Origin of the sequence: Tahibacter soli (assembly GCF_025717065.2) — a bacterium.
Lineage (GTDB): Bacteria > Pseudomonadota > Gammaproteobacteria > Xanthomonadales > Rhodanobacteraceae > Tahibacter > Tahibacter soli.
The window spans coordinates 1-14,579 of the sequence record NZ_JAOVZO020000015.1; the positions used below are offsets into that span (position 1 = coordinate 1).

Sequence of the window (14,579 nt, forward strand, 5' to 3'; positions counted from 1 at the left end):
ACTGTTGCAACATTGTCGTGTTCGGGTTGGCCGAAAAGATCGATGCGAAGGCCGAACAGGTGCGCGAGACGGTCGCGCGTTCACGCGCGGCAGTCGGTCCGAGTCCGGCGCGGCTGGCCGAAAGCCCGACAGAGGCGCACCTGCGTTGGCTGCGGCAGTTGTTCGAACACGGGCGTTTGAGCGACGACGAGTATCAGAACGCCGTCGCCGAAGCGAAATCCAAGACGGGACAAAACGTATGAGCGGACAAGGCGAGATGTTCGACGCGTTGACGTGTGACCCTCTCGATTTGATCGAGCGTGGCGGCGAGGTGATCGCCGATAAGTCCCGCTGGCCGCAACGGCTAGTCGACTTGTACGACGTTTTGTTCGCGTACGCACGGAAAACTGGCGCCGACGCAGAAACCGCAGCACGCGACGCGAGCGCGCGTGCCGTGCTCATCGCGGACTATCTTGGCGGGGCCGTCGTCTACTTGCCGCGCGGCGATGCGATGCGCAAGGCTGTTCGCGATAGCGAAGCATACAGAAGGCATGATGGTCGGAACACCAACGTGCTAGCGCGCGAGTATGGAATGACGACAACAAAGTTCTATGAGCTGCTCGCCAGGGAACGGAAAAGACGTCTTCGGAAGATGCAGGGGCGGCTCTTCCAGTAGCAACGCAGTCATCGGGCTGCAATTACCTACAGCACGGCCAATTTCTTTCGAATTGCTCGCAAGGCTTTAGACCTGTCGTTTGGAGTTTTGGCGTCCATATACTCTGCGCACTCCGCAGCGATATCGGCATCATATGCCGCATCCCATCCAAACATACGCATTTTCCTGTTCAGCTTGCAGGCGCCAATGGTGAAGTGTCCTTTGTCAGATTTGTCAACGTAGAATTGGCCAAATATTTCAATATGATCGTCATAGGTGTCAAAATGCGGATGCACGATTAGAAATGCGCTTCCTGCCCGAGGGTATCTCTTGCGTTCTTTCTGGCCCGAGATCGTGTCGGGCTCTTGCTGATGCACTTCTTGTTCTCGTTTAATTGAATTGCAGTCAGCGCAAATAACACAAAGATTCTTTGGCTCAAACATAAACATCCGATATTTCGACTTCGGCGCGATATGCTCAACATGGCAGTTTGCTGCCGAGTGCAATGAAACATTGCACTTGCAATACGCGCACACCCCAAGTTGCACTGAGCGATAGTGGCATCGTATATAGTGTCGCAAACCCTCCAGCTCGTCCCCGCTCCAGTCGCGATAGCAAAAAGCAACGTCAACGAGTTTGGTTGCGATAAGCTGCTGCATTTCGGTCGAATACTTGACCGCGCTTTTGATATCAGCCATACGCTATTACCATCTCTTCGAGAGCGGCAATTAAATCACGGAGTGGATCAAGTCGATCCAAATTGGAGAGGGATTTTCTAAGCGCATTGATCTCCTGGCGGCTCTGATCGTCGAATCGCTTCGCTTTTGAAACCTTCGCAAATACATTCAAAGCAATTCTATTTAGGTACTCGTTCCTATAACCCGGAGCTTCAAACACTTCTGCCAGTTGAAAGTCAATAGATCGACGAGAATAGTCATGCGCATGCTTCGCAATCCCGTCCTCCATAGACATAACGTAGCAATTGCCGTCCGGAATCTGCGCAACGATTTGTGGCGAGTGCGTAGCGATCAAAAAGTGACAGCCGCGGCGCATGCTAAATGCATGAAAGAGAAGATCAATGTATCGCTCTTGCCAAGCAGGATGCAGGCATACCTCGGGCTCGTCAATGCAAACGAGTGCGTTCTCTGTTATCTGACTACTAATTCCAAGTAGGCCCAGAATAACTGCTTGCTCACCCGAACTAGTTTCACTGAGCTTCACCGGCACGAGATCCTTGTAGAGCAGCACATGCCTCAACCTCATCAGTCCGGAACAAGCAAGCAAAACTATATCCTTTTGTGCATCCAATGCACCGGACACGCCGGTAATCCCACCGGGGCCAATAGAAATCTCAGTGGGGCCGCGAGGCAAACGCAAGCGCATTCGATACAAAGCCTCGGTTACTTCTTCAAGCTTGTGCCTATCGGTGTCGAGCTGGCGAAGGCCGAAGAGATGGTCAGCGAAGAACATCATGGGTCTTGGCCGAATTAGGTAATCGGCGAGGAATCGATCCGGATGCGGCGACATCAAGCCGTGAAGAATTTCTTCGTTTGGAGCCGAGAATATGACACTCATGGAGCCATCGTACTGTAAAAATTGCAGTGTCCGTATTACGGCCTCCGCTTGTTCGGGGCTTTTGTCTATGGTTGCCAGTAGTGTCGAAACGATTCGCGACATATATGCGATGCCCAAATTTGCGCTGGGCAGTCCGCGCAAGCCTAGGTAGCTATAGTGCTCTAGGAAGGAATCTCGACGCAGGAGCGGAAATCGATCGAATGGGCTAGTTGAAACGCAAATAATGCGAGTAGGTGCGCGCTCGACATCCAAATACTCTTGGGAATCAGGCTTCAAGTGCGCACGATCTTCGCGCACGAACCATCCATCGTCTGTGATGTTGTGCAAAAGGCACGTGACCACGGATCGCAGCAGCCGACTTTTGCCTGTGCCATTTCGGCCGACAATTATCGTATATGTGTTAGCGCCTATTTGGCGCGCGTCGCCTGAATGCACGAATTCATAGGTCCGCAATCGAGAATTGTATGCTCGCAGCATTTTCGATCCTTTCATGCACAGACTAGGTAAAGGAGAATAAGCCCTCGAACAGCTAATACGCTCTACTGAGCGAATCCGAGCCGGTGGTGTACGAGGCTTATAATCGAATCCCGCTAAAATTTCGACTATCAAGCTTCATTTCCGCCTGTCCGGCCGCCGCATTCTTTTGATGGGCGAATAAGGGGCGCGCCATCATGATGGCACGACAGTGAAACTCCTCCCATAGTCCACACCGCGCACTCTAGCACTGCCGGGTAGCTCCCCCGTCCCGGCGTCGCGCGGGCGGCGGCCCTCCTCAAGACTCCTACGCCGCCCGCGCCTTTTTGGAGGCGCGATGAATCCCAAGACCCGGTTACCGGCGATGCTGCGCGACAAGCTGCGCGCAAGCCCGCTGCTCGTTCTGTTTGTCGTGACGTTCGCGATCACGGCGTTTCTCAACCCCGCGAAGGTCGGCCTGACTGTCTGGGGCATCGCCAAGCTCGGCATGGGCGGCTACGTCGGTTACTGGATTGACCGGCTGATCTTTCCTTACGCCCGTCCGCACGATCTGATTGGCGTGGAAGCCGGCACGTCGTGGAAGCGCCGCGCCGCGATCGTGTCGGCGACGATCCTCGCTGCGGCGTTCACGCCGTGAAGCGCCTGCTCGTCGCTATCACGCTCGTCGCAGCGAGCGCCCTTGCTGCCGCCGCGTCGCCGGTGCGCATCCCCGAAGCATCGGCACGCTACCGGTTCGCACTCGAACGCGAAGCCGTGGCGCGATTCGGCCTCGACGCCCCGATCGCGCGCATCGCCGCGCAGATTCACGCCGAAAGCACCTGGGAGCCGACCGCCGAAAGTGCCTACGCACAGGGCCTGTCGCAGTTCACGCCGCCCACGGCCGCATGGCTGCCGACGGTATGCCCCGAAGTCGGCCCGCCCGATCCGTGGGATGCCGGCTGGTCGCTGCGCGCGATCACCTGTTACGACGCATGGCTGTTGCAGCGCGTCGACGGCGCGACCGTCTGTGACGAATGGGCGTTCGCATTGTCCGGCTACAACGGCGGTTTGACGTGGGTTTATCGTGATCGTGCACGAGCATCGGCTAAGGGAGCCGACCCGGCTCGCTGGTTCGATCACGTCGAGAAGCAATCCGGGCGCGGCGCCGCGCACATGGTCGAGAACCGCTCCTACGTCGCTCGCATTCTGAGGCGGTTCGAACCGGCCTACATCGCCGCCGGCTGGCCCGGCGAGGCGGCGTGTCCATGAAGCTCCCGACGCTTTCACAACCTCTCGTTTCCTACGCGCTGGCGGCGGCGGTCGTCGCCGCCGGCTTCGCGGGCGGTTGGACCGCGCGCGGCTGGCGCGAAGCCAAGGCCGACTTGAAGGCCGTCCGCGCCGACGCCGCCGCGATCGAGAAGGAAACCGCTCGCCGCCAAATCATCGGAGCCCGCTATGAGCAAGAGCGCGAAGCCGTCGACCAGTTCTACCGCGCGCTGCCCTATTGGTGGCCTCGCGTCGTGGCTGATCGTCCTGACCTTGAGCACGTCGATATCGGCCCTGTCGGGTTGTGCGTCTGGAACCGCTGGAACGCGGGACCGGGCAGCGTTCACACCTGCGCTGCTGGTGAAGGCACCGACGACGTTGCCGGCGGCCAAGAGCGCGGCGCTGCCGGCCCTGATGGCGAACCACGCGGAGACCGCTGAGCAATACCACAAGGTCGCGCGGCGCCTGAACGCGCTGATCGACGAAGTCACCACGCCGGAAGAACCGGCCGCGCGCTGGTGGCAGGTTTGGCGCCGCGCGTGGTGGCGGCGATGAAGGCACACAAGCCCGCCGACCTGATCGACAAATGGAACAACGACGCGCGCGACCTCGAACGCGACGCGGGCCGTGCAACAACAACCCCTGATCAAAAACGCCTGCTCAACATGCACGCGCGCGTGAAGCGTGCCTGCGCCATCGAGCTGCGCGCACTGCTGGAAAGAGGAAAAGATGGACGAAGCTGACCGCGCGCAGGCGGCCGAAGAACGCGACCGCGCAATCGCATTGCAGATGACGCTCGCGCGCATGCCGCCGAAGTCGCCGCGCACCGCCGACGACGCCTGCACCGAATGCGGCGAGCCGATCGAAGCGGAGCGTTTGCGCGTGCTCGGCGCGACGGATTATTGCGCGAGCTGCGCACACGAGAGCGCACGGCGTACGCGAGGCTTCGCATGGTCTCGCTAGATTCGCTCGACAACGTATTGCGATCGGTGCAGATCGCGGTGTTGCTCGGCAGCGTCGGCGTGAACGTCTGGCTGTGGGTGCGCGGTCGCAACGACAAAGCGCTGGACGCGCTCAAGGCCAAGGACGCGGAGCTGAGTCGCCAGCTCGGCGACACGGCCAATACGACGACCACGCAGCTTGTCGCGCTGACGGCCAACGTCGCCGCGCTCGGCACTCGCGTCGCCGTGCTCGAAACGACCGTGCGCCACATGCCGACGCACAACGACCTGCAAGCAATCCAGCGCGAGCTGCGCGACATCAACGGCACAGTGTCGGCGGTATCCGAGCGCAGCGAAGCGACCTTGGAAATGGTGCGCACGATCCAAGCGCATCTGTTGGAGTCCAAATGAGCACAAAGACTTTCGAAGAACGTCTGACCGAAGATCGCCGGCTCGTGATCCTGCGCGTCCTGAACGAACAGATCGAGTACCGCGCGAACAGCAGCGTCATCACGGTCGCGTTGAATCACTTCGGTCATAGCATCAGCCGCGATCAGGTGAAGACAGAACTGCACTGGCTCGCCGAACAACGCCTGCTCACGATCGACGATATCGGCCCGGTGATCGTTGCGACGCTCGGCGAGCGCGGCCAGGACGTCGCGCGCGGCCGTGCAATCGTGCCGGGCGTATCGCGGCCGGGCAGCTGACGTGCCGCGCAAGTCCGCGATTTCGCGTCTCCCGGCCGAGGCACGCACCTACATCGAAAAGCTGCTCCGCAACGACCAACTGACGCTCGATGAAATGCTCGCGGACATCCGCGCGCGGTTCCCGGCGGCGGAGCCGAGTCGTAGCAGCCTGCACCGCTACCAAGTCAGCTTGAAAGAGCTGACCGGCCGCATGCGCGATATCGACACCGTCGCGCGCGCCGTCGTCGGCGAACTCGGCGAGAGTCCCGACGAGAAGGCCGGCGCGCTGTTGTGCCAGGCCATCACGACGTTGGCGACGCACGCCGCGCTGTCGGCGAGCGAGCGCGACGACGTATCGATCGACGAAGTGCGCAAGCTCGCGCGCGCCGCCAAGGACACGATCGCGGCGCGCACGCTGAGCCTCAAAGAACGACAGGCGATCGAACAGGCCGCGCGCGAGAAGTTGCAGCGCGAGCAAGCCGAGCGCCTGGACGAAACCGCACGCGCCCAAGGCATGGACGACGCGCAGGTGCGCTTCTGGCGCGAGAAGGTCTTGGGGATTCAGTGATGGTCGACGTAACCAAGCCCCTTGCCAGTACGGTACGCGTCGTCGAGTGGGACGAACTGCCGCCGCGTGCGCGCGAGATTCCGAACGGCTTCGATCCGCTCGCGGACGGCATTCTGATGCGGCATCAGGTGCAGTGCTTGGCGATCCGCGCCTCGATCCTCGTTGTCCCCAAGGGGCGACGCACCGGCATGACGTTCGCGTTTGCCTTGAACAAGACGATCACCGCCGCGTCGCGCAAGTCGGCCGGCGGCGATAACGTCTATTACATCGGCGACACCAAGGAGAAGGGTCTAGAGTTCGTCGGCTACTGCGCCAAGTTCGCGCGCGTGATCGCGCAGGCGCAGGGACAAGGCAATTCGCGGATCGAAGAATTCCTGTTCGAAGATCAGGACGACGACGGCCGCACCAAGTACATCACGGCCTATCGCATCCGCTTTGCGTCGGGTTTCCAGATCACCGCGTTGTCGTCGCGGCCGGCGAACATTCGCGGTCTGCAAGGTCACGTCATCATCGACGAAGCGGCGTTCCATCCGGACGTGCAAGGCGTGCTCGACGCTGCTACGGCGCTCCTGATCTGGGGCGGCGAAATCGTCATCATCAGTTCGCACAACGGCATTCGGAACCCGTTCAATCTGTTGATCAAGGACATCGAGAACGGATGCTACGGGGATGACGCCGTCGTCTTTCGGGTGACCTTCGACGATGCCGTCGGCAATGGTCTGTACGAGCGCGTTTGCCTCATCAAAGGCTGGACGCCGAGCGTCGACGGCAAGCGCGCGTGGTACGAGAGAAACCGCAACGGCTATGGCGCGCGCAAAGCGGCGATGCGCGAAGAGCTGGACGCGATTCCGCGCGATGGTGGTGGCCGGTGCATTCCGGGCATCTGGATCGAGAATGCGATGCCGGAGGTTCGCCCGGTGCTGCGCCTCGCGCTCGACAGCCCGTTCCAAGCCAAGCCGAATCACGAGCGTGAATCGCTGATCGGCGAATGGATCGAACGCGAGTTGAAGCCGCTGTTTCGGCTGTTCGATCCACGCTTCAAGACCGTGTTTGGCGAAGACTTCGCGCGGCATCGCGACTTCTCGGCGATCGTGCCGATGCAGATCACGCACACGCTGTCGCGCAATGTGCCGTTCGTGGTCGAGCTGCACAACGTGCCGACGCGGCAGCAGGAACAGATTCTGTGGGCGATCGTCGACGCGCTGCCGAATCGCTGCGGCGGCGCGATGGACGCGACCGGCGCCGGCCAGACCTTGGCCGAATACACGGGTGACAAGTTTGGCCGACCGCATATCGCGGAAGTCGTGCTGTCGCGCGCGTGGTACGGCGCCTGGATGCCCAAGCTCGTGCAGGCGTTCGAAGACGGCGTGATTTTTATGCCACGCGACGACGGCGTCGCCGACGACTTGCGCGCGATCGAAGACGTCGACGGCATTCCGATGGTGTCGGCGATCCGTCGCGAGGACATCAAAGACCCCGACCTCATGCGGCACGGCGATGTCGCCATCGCAACGGCGCTCGCGTACTTCGCGAGCCTGAATTTGTCGGCGCAAATCGCCTTCATTCCGGTGCCGGCGCGTTCGCGCGGCTTCGACAACGTCATCGGCAACGACGTCGACGACGACTTCTACATCGCGGAACCTTCCACATGGTAGCTATCGTCGACCGCTACGGCCGGCCGTTCGAACAACGCACGCTCGACGAACCGCAGACCGCGAGCATGGTGCATCTGCAACGCGAGTTCGCCGGACACCCGACGCGCGGCCTGACGCCGTCGAAGCTCGCGCGCATCCTTGACGACGCCGAGCAAGGCGACATCCGCGCGCAGTACGAAGCATTCGAAGACATGGAGGAGAAAGACGGCCACGTCGCCTCCGAGATGGGGAAGCGCCGCCGAGCCGTCGCGGGCCTTGAATGGTCGATCGAACCTCCGTTGAACCCGACGGCCGCCGAATCCACCGCCGCCGCGCGCGTGGCCGAACTGGTCGCCGGCATCGCCGGGTGGCAGACGATGCTGTTCGATGCGACCGACGCGATCGGCAAGGGTTTCGCCTGCCTGGAAATCGAGTGGCGCCGTACCGGCCGCAGCTGGCTGCCGCTCGCGATCGATCATCGGCCGCAGACCTGGTTCCAGCTCCACCGCGGCAGTCGGCAAGAGATACGCCTGCGCGACCACAGCGCGGACGGCGCGCCGTTGAACCCGTTCGGGTGGATCACGCACGTACATCGCGCCAAGTCCGGCTACATCGAGCGCGCGGCGCTGATGCGCGTGCTGATCTGGCCGTTCGTGTTCAAGAACTACTCGGTCGGCGATCTGGCGGAATTCCTCGAGATTTACGGTATCCCGATGCGCCTGGGTAAGTACCCGTCGGGGGCGACCGAGGCGGACAAGCGCACCTTGATGCGCGCGCTCGTGCACATCGGCCACAACGCCGCCGGCATCATCCCGGCCGGCATGGAAGTCGACTTCCACGACATCGCCAACGGCGACGCCAAGGCGTTCGAAGTCATGCTGGACTGGTGCGAGCGCACGCAGAGCAAGGCAATTCTGGGTGGCACGCTGACCAGTCAGGCCGACCGGGGATCGAACACCAACGCGCTCGGCAACGTACACAACGACGTGCGTATCGATCTGCGCGATTCCGACGCGTTGCAGGTGGCCGCGACGGTGACGCGTGATTTGATCTATCCGGTCGCGGTGCTGAACGGGCTCGCGCCCGACAGTCCCGAACGTTCGCCGCGCCTCGTCTTCAATACGCGGCAGCCGGAAGACTTGAAGCTGTATGCCGATGCGCTGCCGAAGCTCGTACAGATGGGAATGGACGTGCCTGTCGATTGGGCGCGGCAGCAGCTGCGCGTGCCGAAGCCCAAGGACGGCGAAGCCGTCCTGACGTTCGCAAAGGCGGCACCGGCGACGGCAACCGCAGCGGCGACGGCGCAGGTTCGCTTCACCGCGCAGCCGGAGCGCGCCGACGCGATCACCGACACGTTGTCCGAGCTGCTGCAGGACGCGGCCGATCCGATCGTTGCCGAATGGGTCGATCAGATCCGGGGCATGCTCGCGTCGGCATCGTCGCTGGAAGAATTTCGCGATGCGCTGCTCGCGCAGTTTGAAGAGCTGCCGACCGACCAGTTGCAGACGCTCATGCGTCAGGCGCTCATGGGTGCCGATCTGGCGGGTCGATCGGTCGTGAAGTCGCAATCGTCCGGCCGGGGTGTCTGATGGGGTCGCCGAGCCGACCCGGAACGACGTTTAAAACCGCTTCAAAACGACCGCTGCTGCGTTCGAACCCTCAAGGGGGTATCCGAGTCGCAGCCAGGGGGTTCCAGGCGGTTCTGGCGGGCGATTCGCCGACCCCGAAAATTCGGGGCAACTTCCGCACGATGCCCGAAGCCGTTCGATACTTCGGCGAGAAGGCGAACGTACCGTCGGCGACGTGGCGCGACCTGTGGCAAGGCCAGCATGCGCGCGCCTTTACGGTTGCCGGCGCGATGAAGGCCGATCTGCTGGCCGATCTGCGGCAGGCGGTCGACGGTGCGATCCGCGACGGCGAAAGTCTTGGCAAGTTCCGCCAGCGCTTCGACGACATTGTCGCGCGGCACGGCTGGGCGCACACCGGCTCGCGTAACTGGCGCACGAAGGTCATCTACGACACGAACGTCCGCACGTCGTTCATGGCCGGCAAATACGCGCAGCTCACCGACCCGGACATGCTCGCGCGACATCCGTATTGGGAGTATCGCCACTTCACGCGCGACAACCCGCGTCTGGAACACAAGGCTTGGAGCGGCCTGATCCTGCGACACGATGATCCGTGGTGGCAGGTGCATTTCCCGCCGAACGGCTGGGGGTGCCATTGCGACGTGCTGCCGGCGACGGCGCGACGTCTGCGCGAACTCGGCAAGGACGGGCCGGATACCGCGCCGGCCGGCGTGGGAGATGTTCGGCCCGAATGGCAGTACAACGTCGGCGAGGCGGCGTGGGGCCGTCCGATTGCGGATACCGCGCTGCGCGACTTGACCGATGGCGGCTGGTCGCCCCCCGGCACAGCCCCAGCTGGAGGCAATGCGTTGCCGGCGCTACCGGTCGACACCGCTGTCGCCTCGCCGCTGCCCGCGACTTCCGACCCGACATCTATAAGGAACGTTTGGCGCGACCTCTACGGCGAACAATCCGTACTGGCCGACGCCAACGGCGGCCGAGTCGTATTGAGCGATCGTGTGGTCGAGCATTGGCTAGACGCACCGGCCGAACGGCTCGGCGGGCGCGAACGGTTCCTGCCGCTGCTGCGCGAGCTGATCGAGCAGCCGGCGGAAATCTGGACGAACTGGATCGTCAACGCACGCGGCCGGTACGAGCTGCGGCGGCGCTTCGTGAAGGCGGTGACGCTCGACGACAACCAGCCGGTCGAGCTAGTCGCCGAGTCGACAGCCGGTGGCGTCTGGCTGCGCCTAGCCTTTGATGCCGACACCGTCGCGTTGGCGCGGCAAGGTCTGCTCGTATGGAAGCGCAGCGAATGAGCGGCGGTTTCGTCATGGAGTGGGAGGATGCCGCCGCTCGCGTCAGGTTGACCGAGTTGATCAAGCGTGGGACGAACACGCGACCGCTGATGCTGGAAATCGGCTACGAGCTTGTGCGGTCGACGTTGCAACGGTTTGACGATGAAGTCGATCCGGACGGCAACCCCTGGGTGGAGCTGAAGCCGGCGACGCTGGCGCGGAAGAAAGGCAGCAAGAAGCTCATAGAGGATGGGTTCTTGCGTGGCGGGATCGCAGTGCTTGAGGCGACTGATGGCTTTGTGGAAATCGGCGCAGACCGCGAGTACGCTGCAATTCATCAGTTTGGCGGAAGCTCGAATATGGCGCCAGGTGCCGCCGCAATTTTGCCTAGACCGTACTTGGGGATAAGCAGCGAGGACGCACGTCGGGTCAGCAGAATCATCGTTGAGAACCTTGTGCAAGCTTCACTTTAGTTTTGCTGGGAGCGAGAGCATGCAGCCTATCGAGCAATACAAGCGCAAAGTGGACGCGTCGGACCGAGTTGTGAACAGAATGCTGGTTCCGATGACCACGAGTCTTAGCAGGGCGGCGCTTGATTTCGCTGGCTGGCTCGTGGCAGGCGCTGGGGCGGCGATCGGCGTTATCGTGGCAAACATCGACAAGCTGGAAAAGTACGTTCTCGTGAGCGGGATAAAGACATCTGCATATATCTACCTCGGTGCCCTTGCACTTCACGGAATTCAACGATATCTGTCGATGTTTACTACGGTCGTCGCAGCGTTAGATGTCGACAAAGCGCTAGCCGAATCCGAAGTCGAGGGGGACGGCAGCCCATCGGATCTGTCGATGAGCTATCAGGCGCGTGTGATGCAGCGACTCGACAGCGCCTTGTTCTGGCCGGCTCGATGGTACTCGCGGAGGAAGCTTCGCAACCCTAATGCACAAAACGGGAATGCGCTAGCCGACAAGAGCTTTCGTCGGGCCCAGATAGAAGCTGCCTTGATGACAGCGCAAGTTCCTATTGTTCTACTTGCGCTCTTCTGGCTCGTTCAAGCGATAAAGTGAAAGGCGCATTTCTGAGGTAAGCACATGGCTAGAGTCGAACTGAGACGCAAATTGCTGGAGAGGATTGCTGCCGGTGAAAAGTTCTTCCAGCTGGATGGCCAGACCGAGGAAGAGCAGCAGCGGTTTGACGAAGAGGTCGAGTGCTTGAGCTATCTGAGTCGCAAGGGATATGTGAGTGGATTCAAGGCGCAAGGGCAGACTACCCGTGCGACTGGGGTCTACGAGCATGCTGTTGTGCGAGGACTGACCGAGGAAGGTCGTCAGGCCCTTAGCAATCCCCCGAACAGGTTTTCGACGGGAAAAATTGCGACACTTCTACTTTTGTTGGTAACGGCGGGCGTGGGCATTGTTTGGGGGGTTACCGGCGACGGCCGATGGGAACCCCTCTATGCGCTTCTCGGACTTGTACCTTTGCTGGGGGCGGCGATCTATGCTCTTCGTGACAGAAGGGACATCTAAATGAACGCTCCCTTCCAAACAATTGGGGGAACCTTTTGTGAAGATGACAAAGAGAATGTATTCGCGGTTCACATGGCGACAATCTGGCGACCGCATCGCTTTTCTGGTCGGATGGGGGCTCGCATTGCTTGTGGGCGGAGGGGCTGTCTTGTATGCGATGGTCACCCTTTCTGACAACATTGTGAAGCTAGCCGTGGCTGTACTCGCGGCTGCCGCGGGTATAGCTACAGCAATCGTTGCGCACTCGTTAAACCGAGTCCGCGAAATTGAGGCGGAACAACGTAGGCGCAAGGAAGAAAACTACAAGTCCATCCTTGCCCTTGTCGGTCAATATGTGCGCAACCCCAAAGGTCACCGCGATGCAATGGCCTCGGCAAACTTGGGTTCTTGGATCGTTGGATCGAAAGAGGTTGTCAGGCTGACGATCGAGTTTCTGGACCCATATTCGCAAATTTACTTCGTCTTCCGTGATGAGTTCCACCAATTTCCGCCCGAGCCCGTGTCACTGCGTGATCCAGCAGAAATCTTGCACGATCTTCTATTGCAAATGAGGCTAGAACTTGGCCTTGAGTGGTTCAGATCTGATGACCGGGCTGTTCGTGCGCTGTTTCCACCGCCGGAACCAGACTCCGCCGGTTCTTTTAAACCTCGCAATTGAATCACCGCTTTTCCACAAGTTGCTCGCCTGCACAAGCGCCACACTTGAACGTGGATTTCCTTGGTCATCCGGTTTGTACTGCGAGCGCCTCGGGTGCCGATTTCACAGCAGTGAAACTCTCTCCCTAATTCCAAAGTAGCACTCTACGCCGGCAATGACCGGCGCAGACCTCACTCCCCACGCAATCGAACGACCGACCCGCAGGATGGGGGTCGCGTCTTCCCTCCCGAGCATCGCCGTACTCACGGCCGTGACACCGGGTATCGCGATCGCCGCCTGTGCGTTCGCATTGCCCACGCTCGGCGATTCCCCGCTCGTCGCAATCCAGCTCACCCCCGCCGGATCGTTCCGGCCGCGCGACGGCCGCGAGATGTCCGTCGACGCGTGGCATATCGATGCCGCCAAGGCTGCGCGGGTCATTGCGGCTTTCCAGCAACTGGCGACACCGCCGGTACTCGACTACGAACACCAGACCTTGCTGGCCGAAGAAAACGGCCAGCCGGCGCCGGCCGCCGGCTGGTTTCGCAATCTCGTCTGGCGCGAAGGCGAAGGCTTGTTCGGTGACGTCGAGCTGACGGCGCGCGCTCGCCAGTACATCGCCGACGGCGAATACCGCTACTTCTCTCCCGTCATCCGCTACGACCCGAAGACGGGCGACGTGCTCGCGTTCGTGATGGGCGCGCTGACGAACAACCCGGCGATTGACGGCATGCAGGCCGTCGCGTTGCGCGCCGCCGCGAGCTTTCGCCTCCAACCCCCGAAGGAAACCCCCATGGATAAACTGCTCGCGGCGGTCATCGCCGCGCTGTCGCTGCACGCCAACGCGACGGAAGACGAAGCTGCGACGGCGCTCAAGGCCAAGCATGTGCCGGCCGACCGCGTGCGTACCGCGCTGGGCCTCGGCGCCGACGCCGACGGCGAAGCCGTCGTCGCCGCATGCACGTCGCTGCGCCAGAAGGCCAATGCGACCAAGCCCGACCCGGCCGAGTACGTGCCGCGCGCGGCCGTCGACGAGCTGCGCACGGAAATCGCCTCCCTCAAGTCCGAGAACACCGAACGCGATGTCGACGCGCTCGTCAAAGACGCGCTGACCGACGGCCGCCTGCTGCCCGCGCTCGAATCGTGGGCGCGCGACCTCGGCAAGTCCGACGTTGCGCAGCTTCGCGCCTACCTCAAGACGGCCCAGCCGATCGCGGCGCTTTCCGGCACGCAGACGCGCGGCATTGCGCCGAACGCCGATCCCAACGCGCACGGCCTCAACGCCGACGAGCTGGCGATCTGCCGCGCCGCCGGCATCGCGCCGGCCGACTTCGCCAAGAACCGCCGGGCCTGATCGGCCGCCACACGGAGAGTTACGCATGTCTGCCGCCACACAGGAACGCAACACCATTCGCCGCGCCGGCAATACCGAGTTCGTTTTCGGGGTCGGCGCGGGCAAGAAGATTTATGCCGGCACGATCGCCGTGCTCGCCGCGACCGGCTACGCCGAAGCCGGTACGACCGCCACCGGCAAACGTACGGTCGGCGTCGCTCAGGAAACCGTCGACAACACCGGCGGCGCAGCCGGCGACGTTTCGGTGCGCATCAAACGCGGCATTTTCCCGTTTTCCAACTCCGCCGCCGCCGACGCGATCACGAACGGCGACTACGGCACGAACTGCTACGTGGCCGACGACCAGACCGTCGCCAAGACTGACGCGGGCGGTACGCGCTCCATTGCTGGCGTCGTGCGCGGCGTCGACGCGGTCGGCGTCTGGGTCGAGTTCTGAGCCCA

Annotated in this window: 22 protein-coding genes; 20 read left to right on the plus strand and 2 right to left on the minus strand. The window is 61.8% G+C overall.

The window, feature by feature from the left end:
* Positions 1-26: 26 nt before the first annotated feature.
* Together OD750_RS10195 and OD750_RS10200 are read left to right on the plus strand one after the other, a co-directional pair.
* A complete protein-coding gene (locus OD750_RS10195; protein ID WP_272841919.1) occupies positions 27-242 on the plus strand; it encodes a hypothetical protein in 216 nt (71 codons plus the stop codon).
* Entirely contained in the window at positions 239-655 is a 417-nt protein-coding gene (locus OD750_RS10200) for a Mor transcription activator family protein (RefSeq protein WP_272841920.1), read from the plus strand. The genes OD750_RS10195 and OD750_RS10200 overlap by 4 nt, the downstream gene beginning before the upstream one ends.
* A 26-nt stretch (positions 656-681) precedes the next feature.
* Here the strand turns inward: OD750_RS10200 and OD750_RS10205 are convergent, their stop codons facing one another.
* Entirely contained in the window at positions 682-1,332 is a 651-nt protein-coding gene (locus tag OD750_RS10205; RefSeq protein ID WP_272841922.1) for an HNH endonuclease family protein, read from the minus strand.
* Positions 1,325-2,209 (minus strand): AAA family ATPase, encoded by an 885-nt coding sequence (locus OD750_RS10210; protein ID WP_272841923.1) that lies wholly within the window; start codon positions 2,207-2,209, stop codon positions 1,325-1,327. The genes OD750_RS10205 and OD750_RS10210 overlap by 8 nt, the downstream gene beginning before the upstream one ends.
* An 838-nt stretch (positions 2,210-3,047) precedes the next feature.
* Between OD750_RS10210 and OD750_RS10215 the strand changes: the two genes are divergently transcribed.
* From OD750_RS10215 to OD750_RS10300, 18 genes are all read left to right on the plus strand, one after another.
* Positions 3,048-3,320 carry a putative holin gene (locus tag OD750_RS10215; protein WP_263544609.1) on the plus strand — a complete coding sequence of 91 codons (273 nt, stop codon included), beginning with the start codon at positions 3,048-3,050 and terminating at the stop codon, positions 3,318-3,320.
* The gene (locus OD750_RS10220) at positions 3,317-3,931 is read left to right on the plus strand and encodes a transglycosylase SLT domain-containing protein (RefSeq protein WP_263544610.1); all 615 of its coding nucleotides are present in this window, start codon (positions 3,317-3,319) and stop codon (positions 3,929-3,931) included. Before OD750_RS10215 ends, OD750_RS10220 begins: the two co-directional genes overlap by 4 nt.
* On the plus strand, positions 3,928-4,368 hold the full coding sequence (locus OD750_RS10225; protein ID WP_263544611.1) for a hypothetical protein: 441 nt from the start codon (positions 3,928-3,930) through the stop codon (positions 4,366-4,368). The genes OD750_RS10220 and OD750_RS10225 overlap by 4 nt, the downstream gene beginning before the upstream one ends.
* Entirely contained in the window at positions 4,343-4,483 is a 141-nt protein-coding gene (locus OD750_RS10230) for a hypothetical protein (protein WP_263544612.1), read from the plus strand. Before OD750_RS10225 ends, OD750_RS10230 begins: the two co-directional genes overlap by 26 nt.
* Positions 4,480-4,671: a hypothetical protein gene (locus OD750_RS10235; RefSeq protein WP_263544613.1), complete on the plus strand. Its 192-nt coding sequence runs from the start codon at positions 4,480-4,482 to the stop codon at positions 4,669-4,671. Before OD750_RS10230 ends, OD750_RS10235 begins: the two co-directional genes overlap by 4 nt.
* Positions 4,658-4,891, plus strand: coding sequence for a TraR/DksA C4-type zinc finger protein (locus tag OD750_RS10240; protein ID WP_263544614.1), 234 nt, complete (start codon positions 4,658-4,660; stop codon positions 4,889-4,891). Before OD750_RS10235 ends, OD750_RS10240 begins: the two co-directional genes overlap by 14 nt.
* Positions 4,879-5,280, plus strand: coding sequence for a DUF2730 domain-containing protein (locus OD750_RS10245; protein ID WP_263544615.1), 402 nt, complete (start codon positions 4,879-4,881; stop codon positions 5,278-5,280). The genes OD750_RS10240 and OD750_RS10245 overlap by 13 nt, the downstream gene beginning before the upstream one ends.
* The gene (locus OD750_RS10250; protein ID WP_263544616.1) at positions 5,277-5,576 is read left to right on the plus strand and encodes a VpaChn25_0724 family phage protein; all 300 of its coding nucleotides are present in this window, start codon (positions 5,277-5,279) and stop codon (positions 5,574-5,576) included. The genes OD750_RS10245 and OD750_RS10250 overlap by 4 nt, the downstream gene beginning before the upstream one ends.
* Position 5,577: 1 nt before the next feature.
* Positions 5,578-6,123, plus strand: a complete 546-nt coding sequence (locus OD750_RS10255; protein WP_263544617.1) for a DUF3486 family protein — start codon at positions 5,578-5,580, stop codon at positions 6,121-6,123.
* Entirely contained in the window at positions 6,123-7,778 is a 1,656-nt protein-coding gene (locus tag OD750_RS10260; protein ID WP_263544618.1) for a hypothetical protein, read from the plus strand. The genes OD750_RS10255 and OD750_RS10260 overlap by 1 nt, the downstream gene beginning before the upstream one ends.
* On the plus strand, positions 7,772-9,346 hold the full coding sequence (locus OD750_RS10265) for a DUF935 domain-containing protein (RefSeq protein WP_263544619.1): 1,575 nt from the start codon (positions 7,772-7,774) through the stop codon (positions 9,344-9,346). The genes OD750_RS10260 and OD750_RS10265 overlap by 7 nt, the downstream gene beginning before the upstream one ends.
* A 161-nt stretch (positions 9,347-9,507) precedes the next feature.
* Positions 9,508-10,644, plus strand: coding sequence for a PBECR2 nuclease fold domain-containing protein (locus tag OD750_RS10270; protein WP_263544620.1), 1,137 nt, complete (start codon positions 9,508-9,510; stop codon positions 10,642-10,644).
* Entirely contained in the window at positions 10,641-11,096 is a 456-nt protein-coding gene (locus tag OD750_RS10275) for a phage virion morphogenesis protein (protein WP_263544621.1), read from the plus strand. Before OD750_RS10270 ends, OD750_RS10275 begins: the two co-directional genes overlap by 4 nt.
* A 19-nt stretch (positions 11,097-11,115) precedes the next feature.
* Positions 11,116-11,688 (plus strand): hypothetical protein, encoded by a 573-nt coding sequence (locus tag OD750_RS10280; protein WP_263544622.1) that lies wholly within the window; start codon positions 11,116-11,118, stop codon positions 11,686-11,688.
* Positions 11,689-11,712: 24 nt separating this feature from the next.
* A complete protein-coding gene (locus OD750_RS10285) occupies positions 11,713-12,147 on the plus strand; it encodes a hypothetical protein (RefSeq protein WP_263544623.1) in 435 nt (144 codons plus the stop codon).
* Positions 12,148-12,184: 37 nt separating this feature from the next.
* The gene (locus OD750_RS10290; protein WP_263544624.1) at positions 12,185-12,805 is read left to right on the plus strand and encodes a hypothetical protein; all 621 of its coding nucleotides are present in this window, start codon (positions 12,185-12,187) and stop codon (positions 12,803-12,805) included.
* Between the two features lie 250 nt (positions 12,806-13,055).
* A complete protein-coding gene (locus OD750_RS10295; RefSeq protein ID WP_263544625.1) occupies positions 13,056-14,138 on the plus strand; it encodes a phage protease in 1,083 nt (360 codons plus the stop codon).
* A gap of 25 nt (positions 14,139-14,163) precedes the next feature.
* Positions 14,164-14,574, plus strand: coding sequence for a hypothetical protein (locus OD750_RS10300; protein WP_263544626.1), 411 nt, complete (start codon positions 14,164-14,166; stop codon positions 14,572-14,574).
* Positions 14,575-14,579 lie beyond the last annotated feature (5 nt).

What these genes read in the sequence shown, in the direction of transcription:
- OD750_RS10200 (WP_272841920.1), top strand. Translation starts at nt 239, where the DNA reads ATGAGCGGACAAGGCGAGATGTTCGACGCGTTGACGTGTGACCCTCTC.
- OD750_RS10205 (WP_272841922.1), bottom strand. Translation starts at nt 1,332, where the DNA reads ATGGCTGATATCAAAAGCGCGGTCAAGTATTCGACCGAAATGCAGCAG.
- OD750_RS10210 (WP_272841923.1), bottom strand. Translation starts at nt 2,209, where the DNA reads ATGAGTGTCATATTCTCGGCTCCAAACGAAGAAATTCTTCACGGCTTG.
- OD750_RS10215 (WP_263544609.1), top strand. Translation starts at nt 3,048, where the DNA reads ATGCTGCGCGACAAGCTGCGCGCAAGCCCGCTGCTCGTTCTGTTTGTC.
- OD750_RS10225 (WP_263544611.1), top strand. Translation starts at nt 3,928, where the DNA reads ATGAAGCTCCCGACGCTTTCACAACCTCTCGTTTCCTACGCGCTGGCG.
- OD750_RS10230 (WP_263544612.1), top strand. Translation starts at nt 4,343, where the DNA reads ATGGCGAACCACGCGGAGACCGCTGAGCAATACCACAAGGTCGCGCGG.
- OD750_RS10235 (WP_263544613.1), top strand. Translation starts at nt 4,480, where the DNA reads ATGAAGGCACACAAGCCCGCCGACCTGATCGACAAATGGAACAACGAC.
- OD750_RS10240 (WP_263544614.1), top strand. Translation starts at nt 4,658, where the DNA reads ATGGACGAAGCTGACCGCGCGCAGGCGGCCGAAGAACGCGACCGCGCA.
- OD750_RS10245 (WP_263544615.1), top strand. Translation starts at nt 4,879, where the DNA reads ATGGTCTCGCTAGATTCGCTCGACAACGTATTGCGATCGGTGCAGATC.
- OD750_RS10250 (WP_263544616.1), top strand. Translation starts at nt 5,277, where the DNA reads ATGAGCACAAAGACTTTCGAAGAACGTCTGACCGAAGATCGCCGGCTC.
- OD750_RS10260 (WP_263544618.1), top strand. Translation starts at nt 6,123, where the DNA reads ATGGTCGACGTAACCAAGCCCCTTGCCAGTACGGTACGCGTCGTCGAG.
- OD750_RS10265 (WP_263544619.1), top strand. Translation starts at nt 7,772, where the DNA reads ATGGTAGCTATCGTCGACCGCTACGGCCGGCCGTTCGAACAACGCACG.
- OD750_RS10270 (WP_263544620.1), top strand. Translation starts at nt 9,508, where the DNA reads ATGCCCGAAGCCGTTCGATACTTCGGCGAGAAGGCGAACGTACCGTCG.
- OD750_RS10275 (WP_263544621.1), top strand. Translation starts at nt 10,641, where the DNA reads ATGAGCGGCGGTTTCGTCATGGAGTGGGAGGATGCCGCCGCTCGCGTC.
- OD750_RS10280 (WP_263544622.1), top strand. Translation starts at nt 11,116, where the DNA reads ATGCAGCCTATCGAGCAATACAAGCGCAAAGTGGACGCGTCGGACCGA.
- OD750_RS10285 (WP_263544623.1), top strand. Translation starts at nt 11,713, where the DNA reads ATGGCTAGAGTCGAACTGAGACGCAAATTGCTGGAGAGGATTGCTGCC.
- OD750_RS10300 (WP_263544626.1), top strand. Translation starts at nt 14,164, where the DNA reads ATGTCTGCCGCCACACAGGAACGCAACACCATTCGCCGCGCCGGCAAT.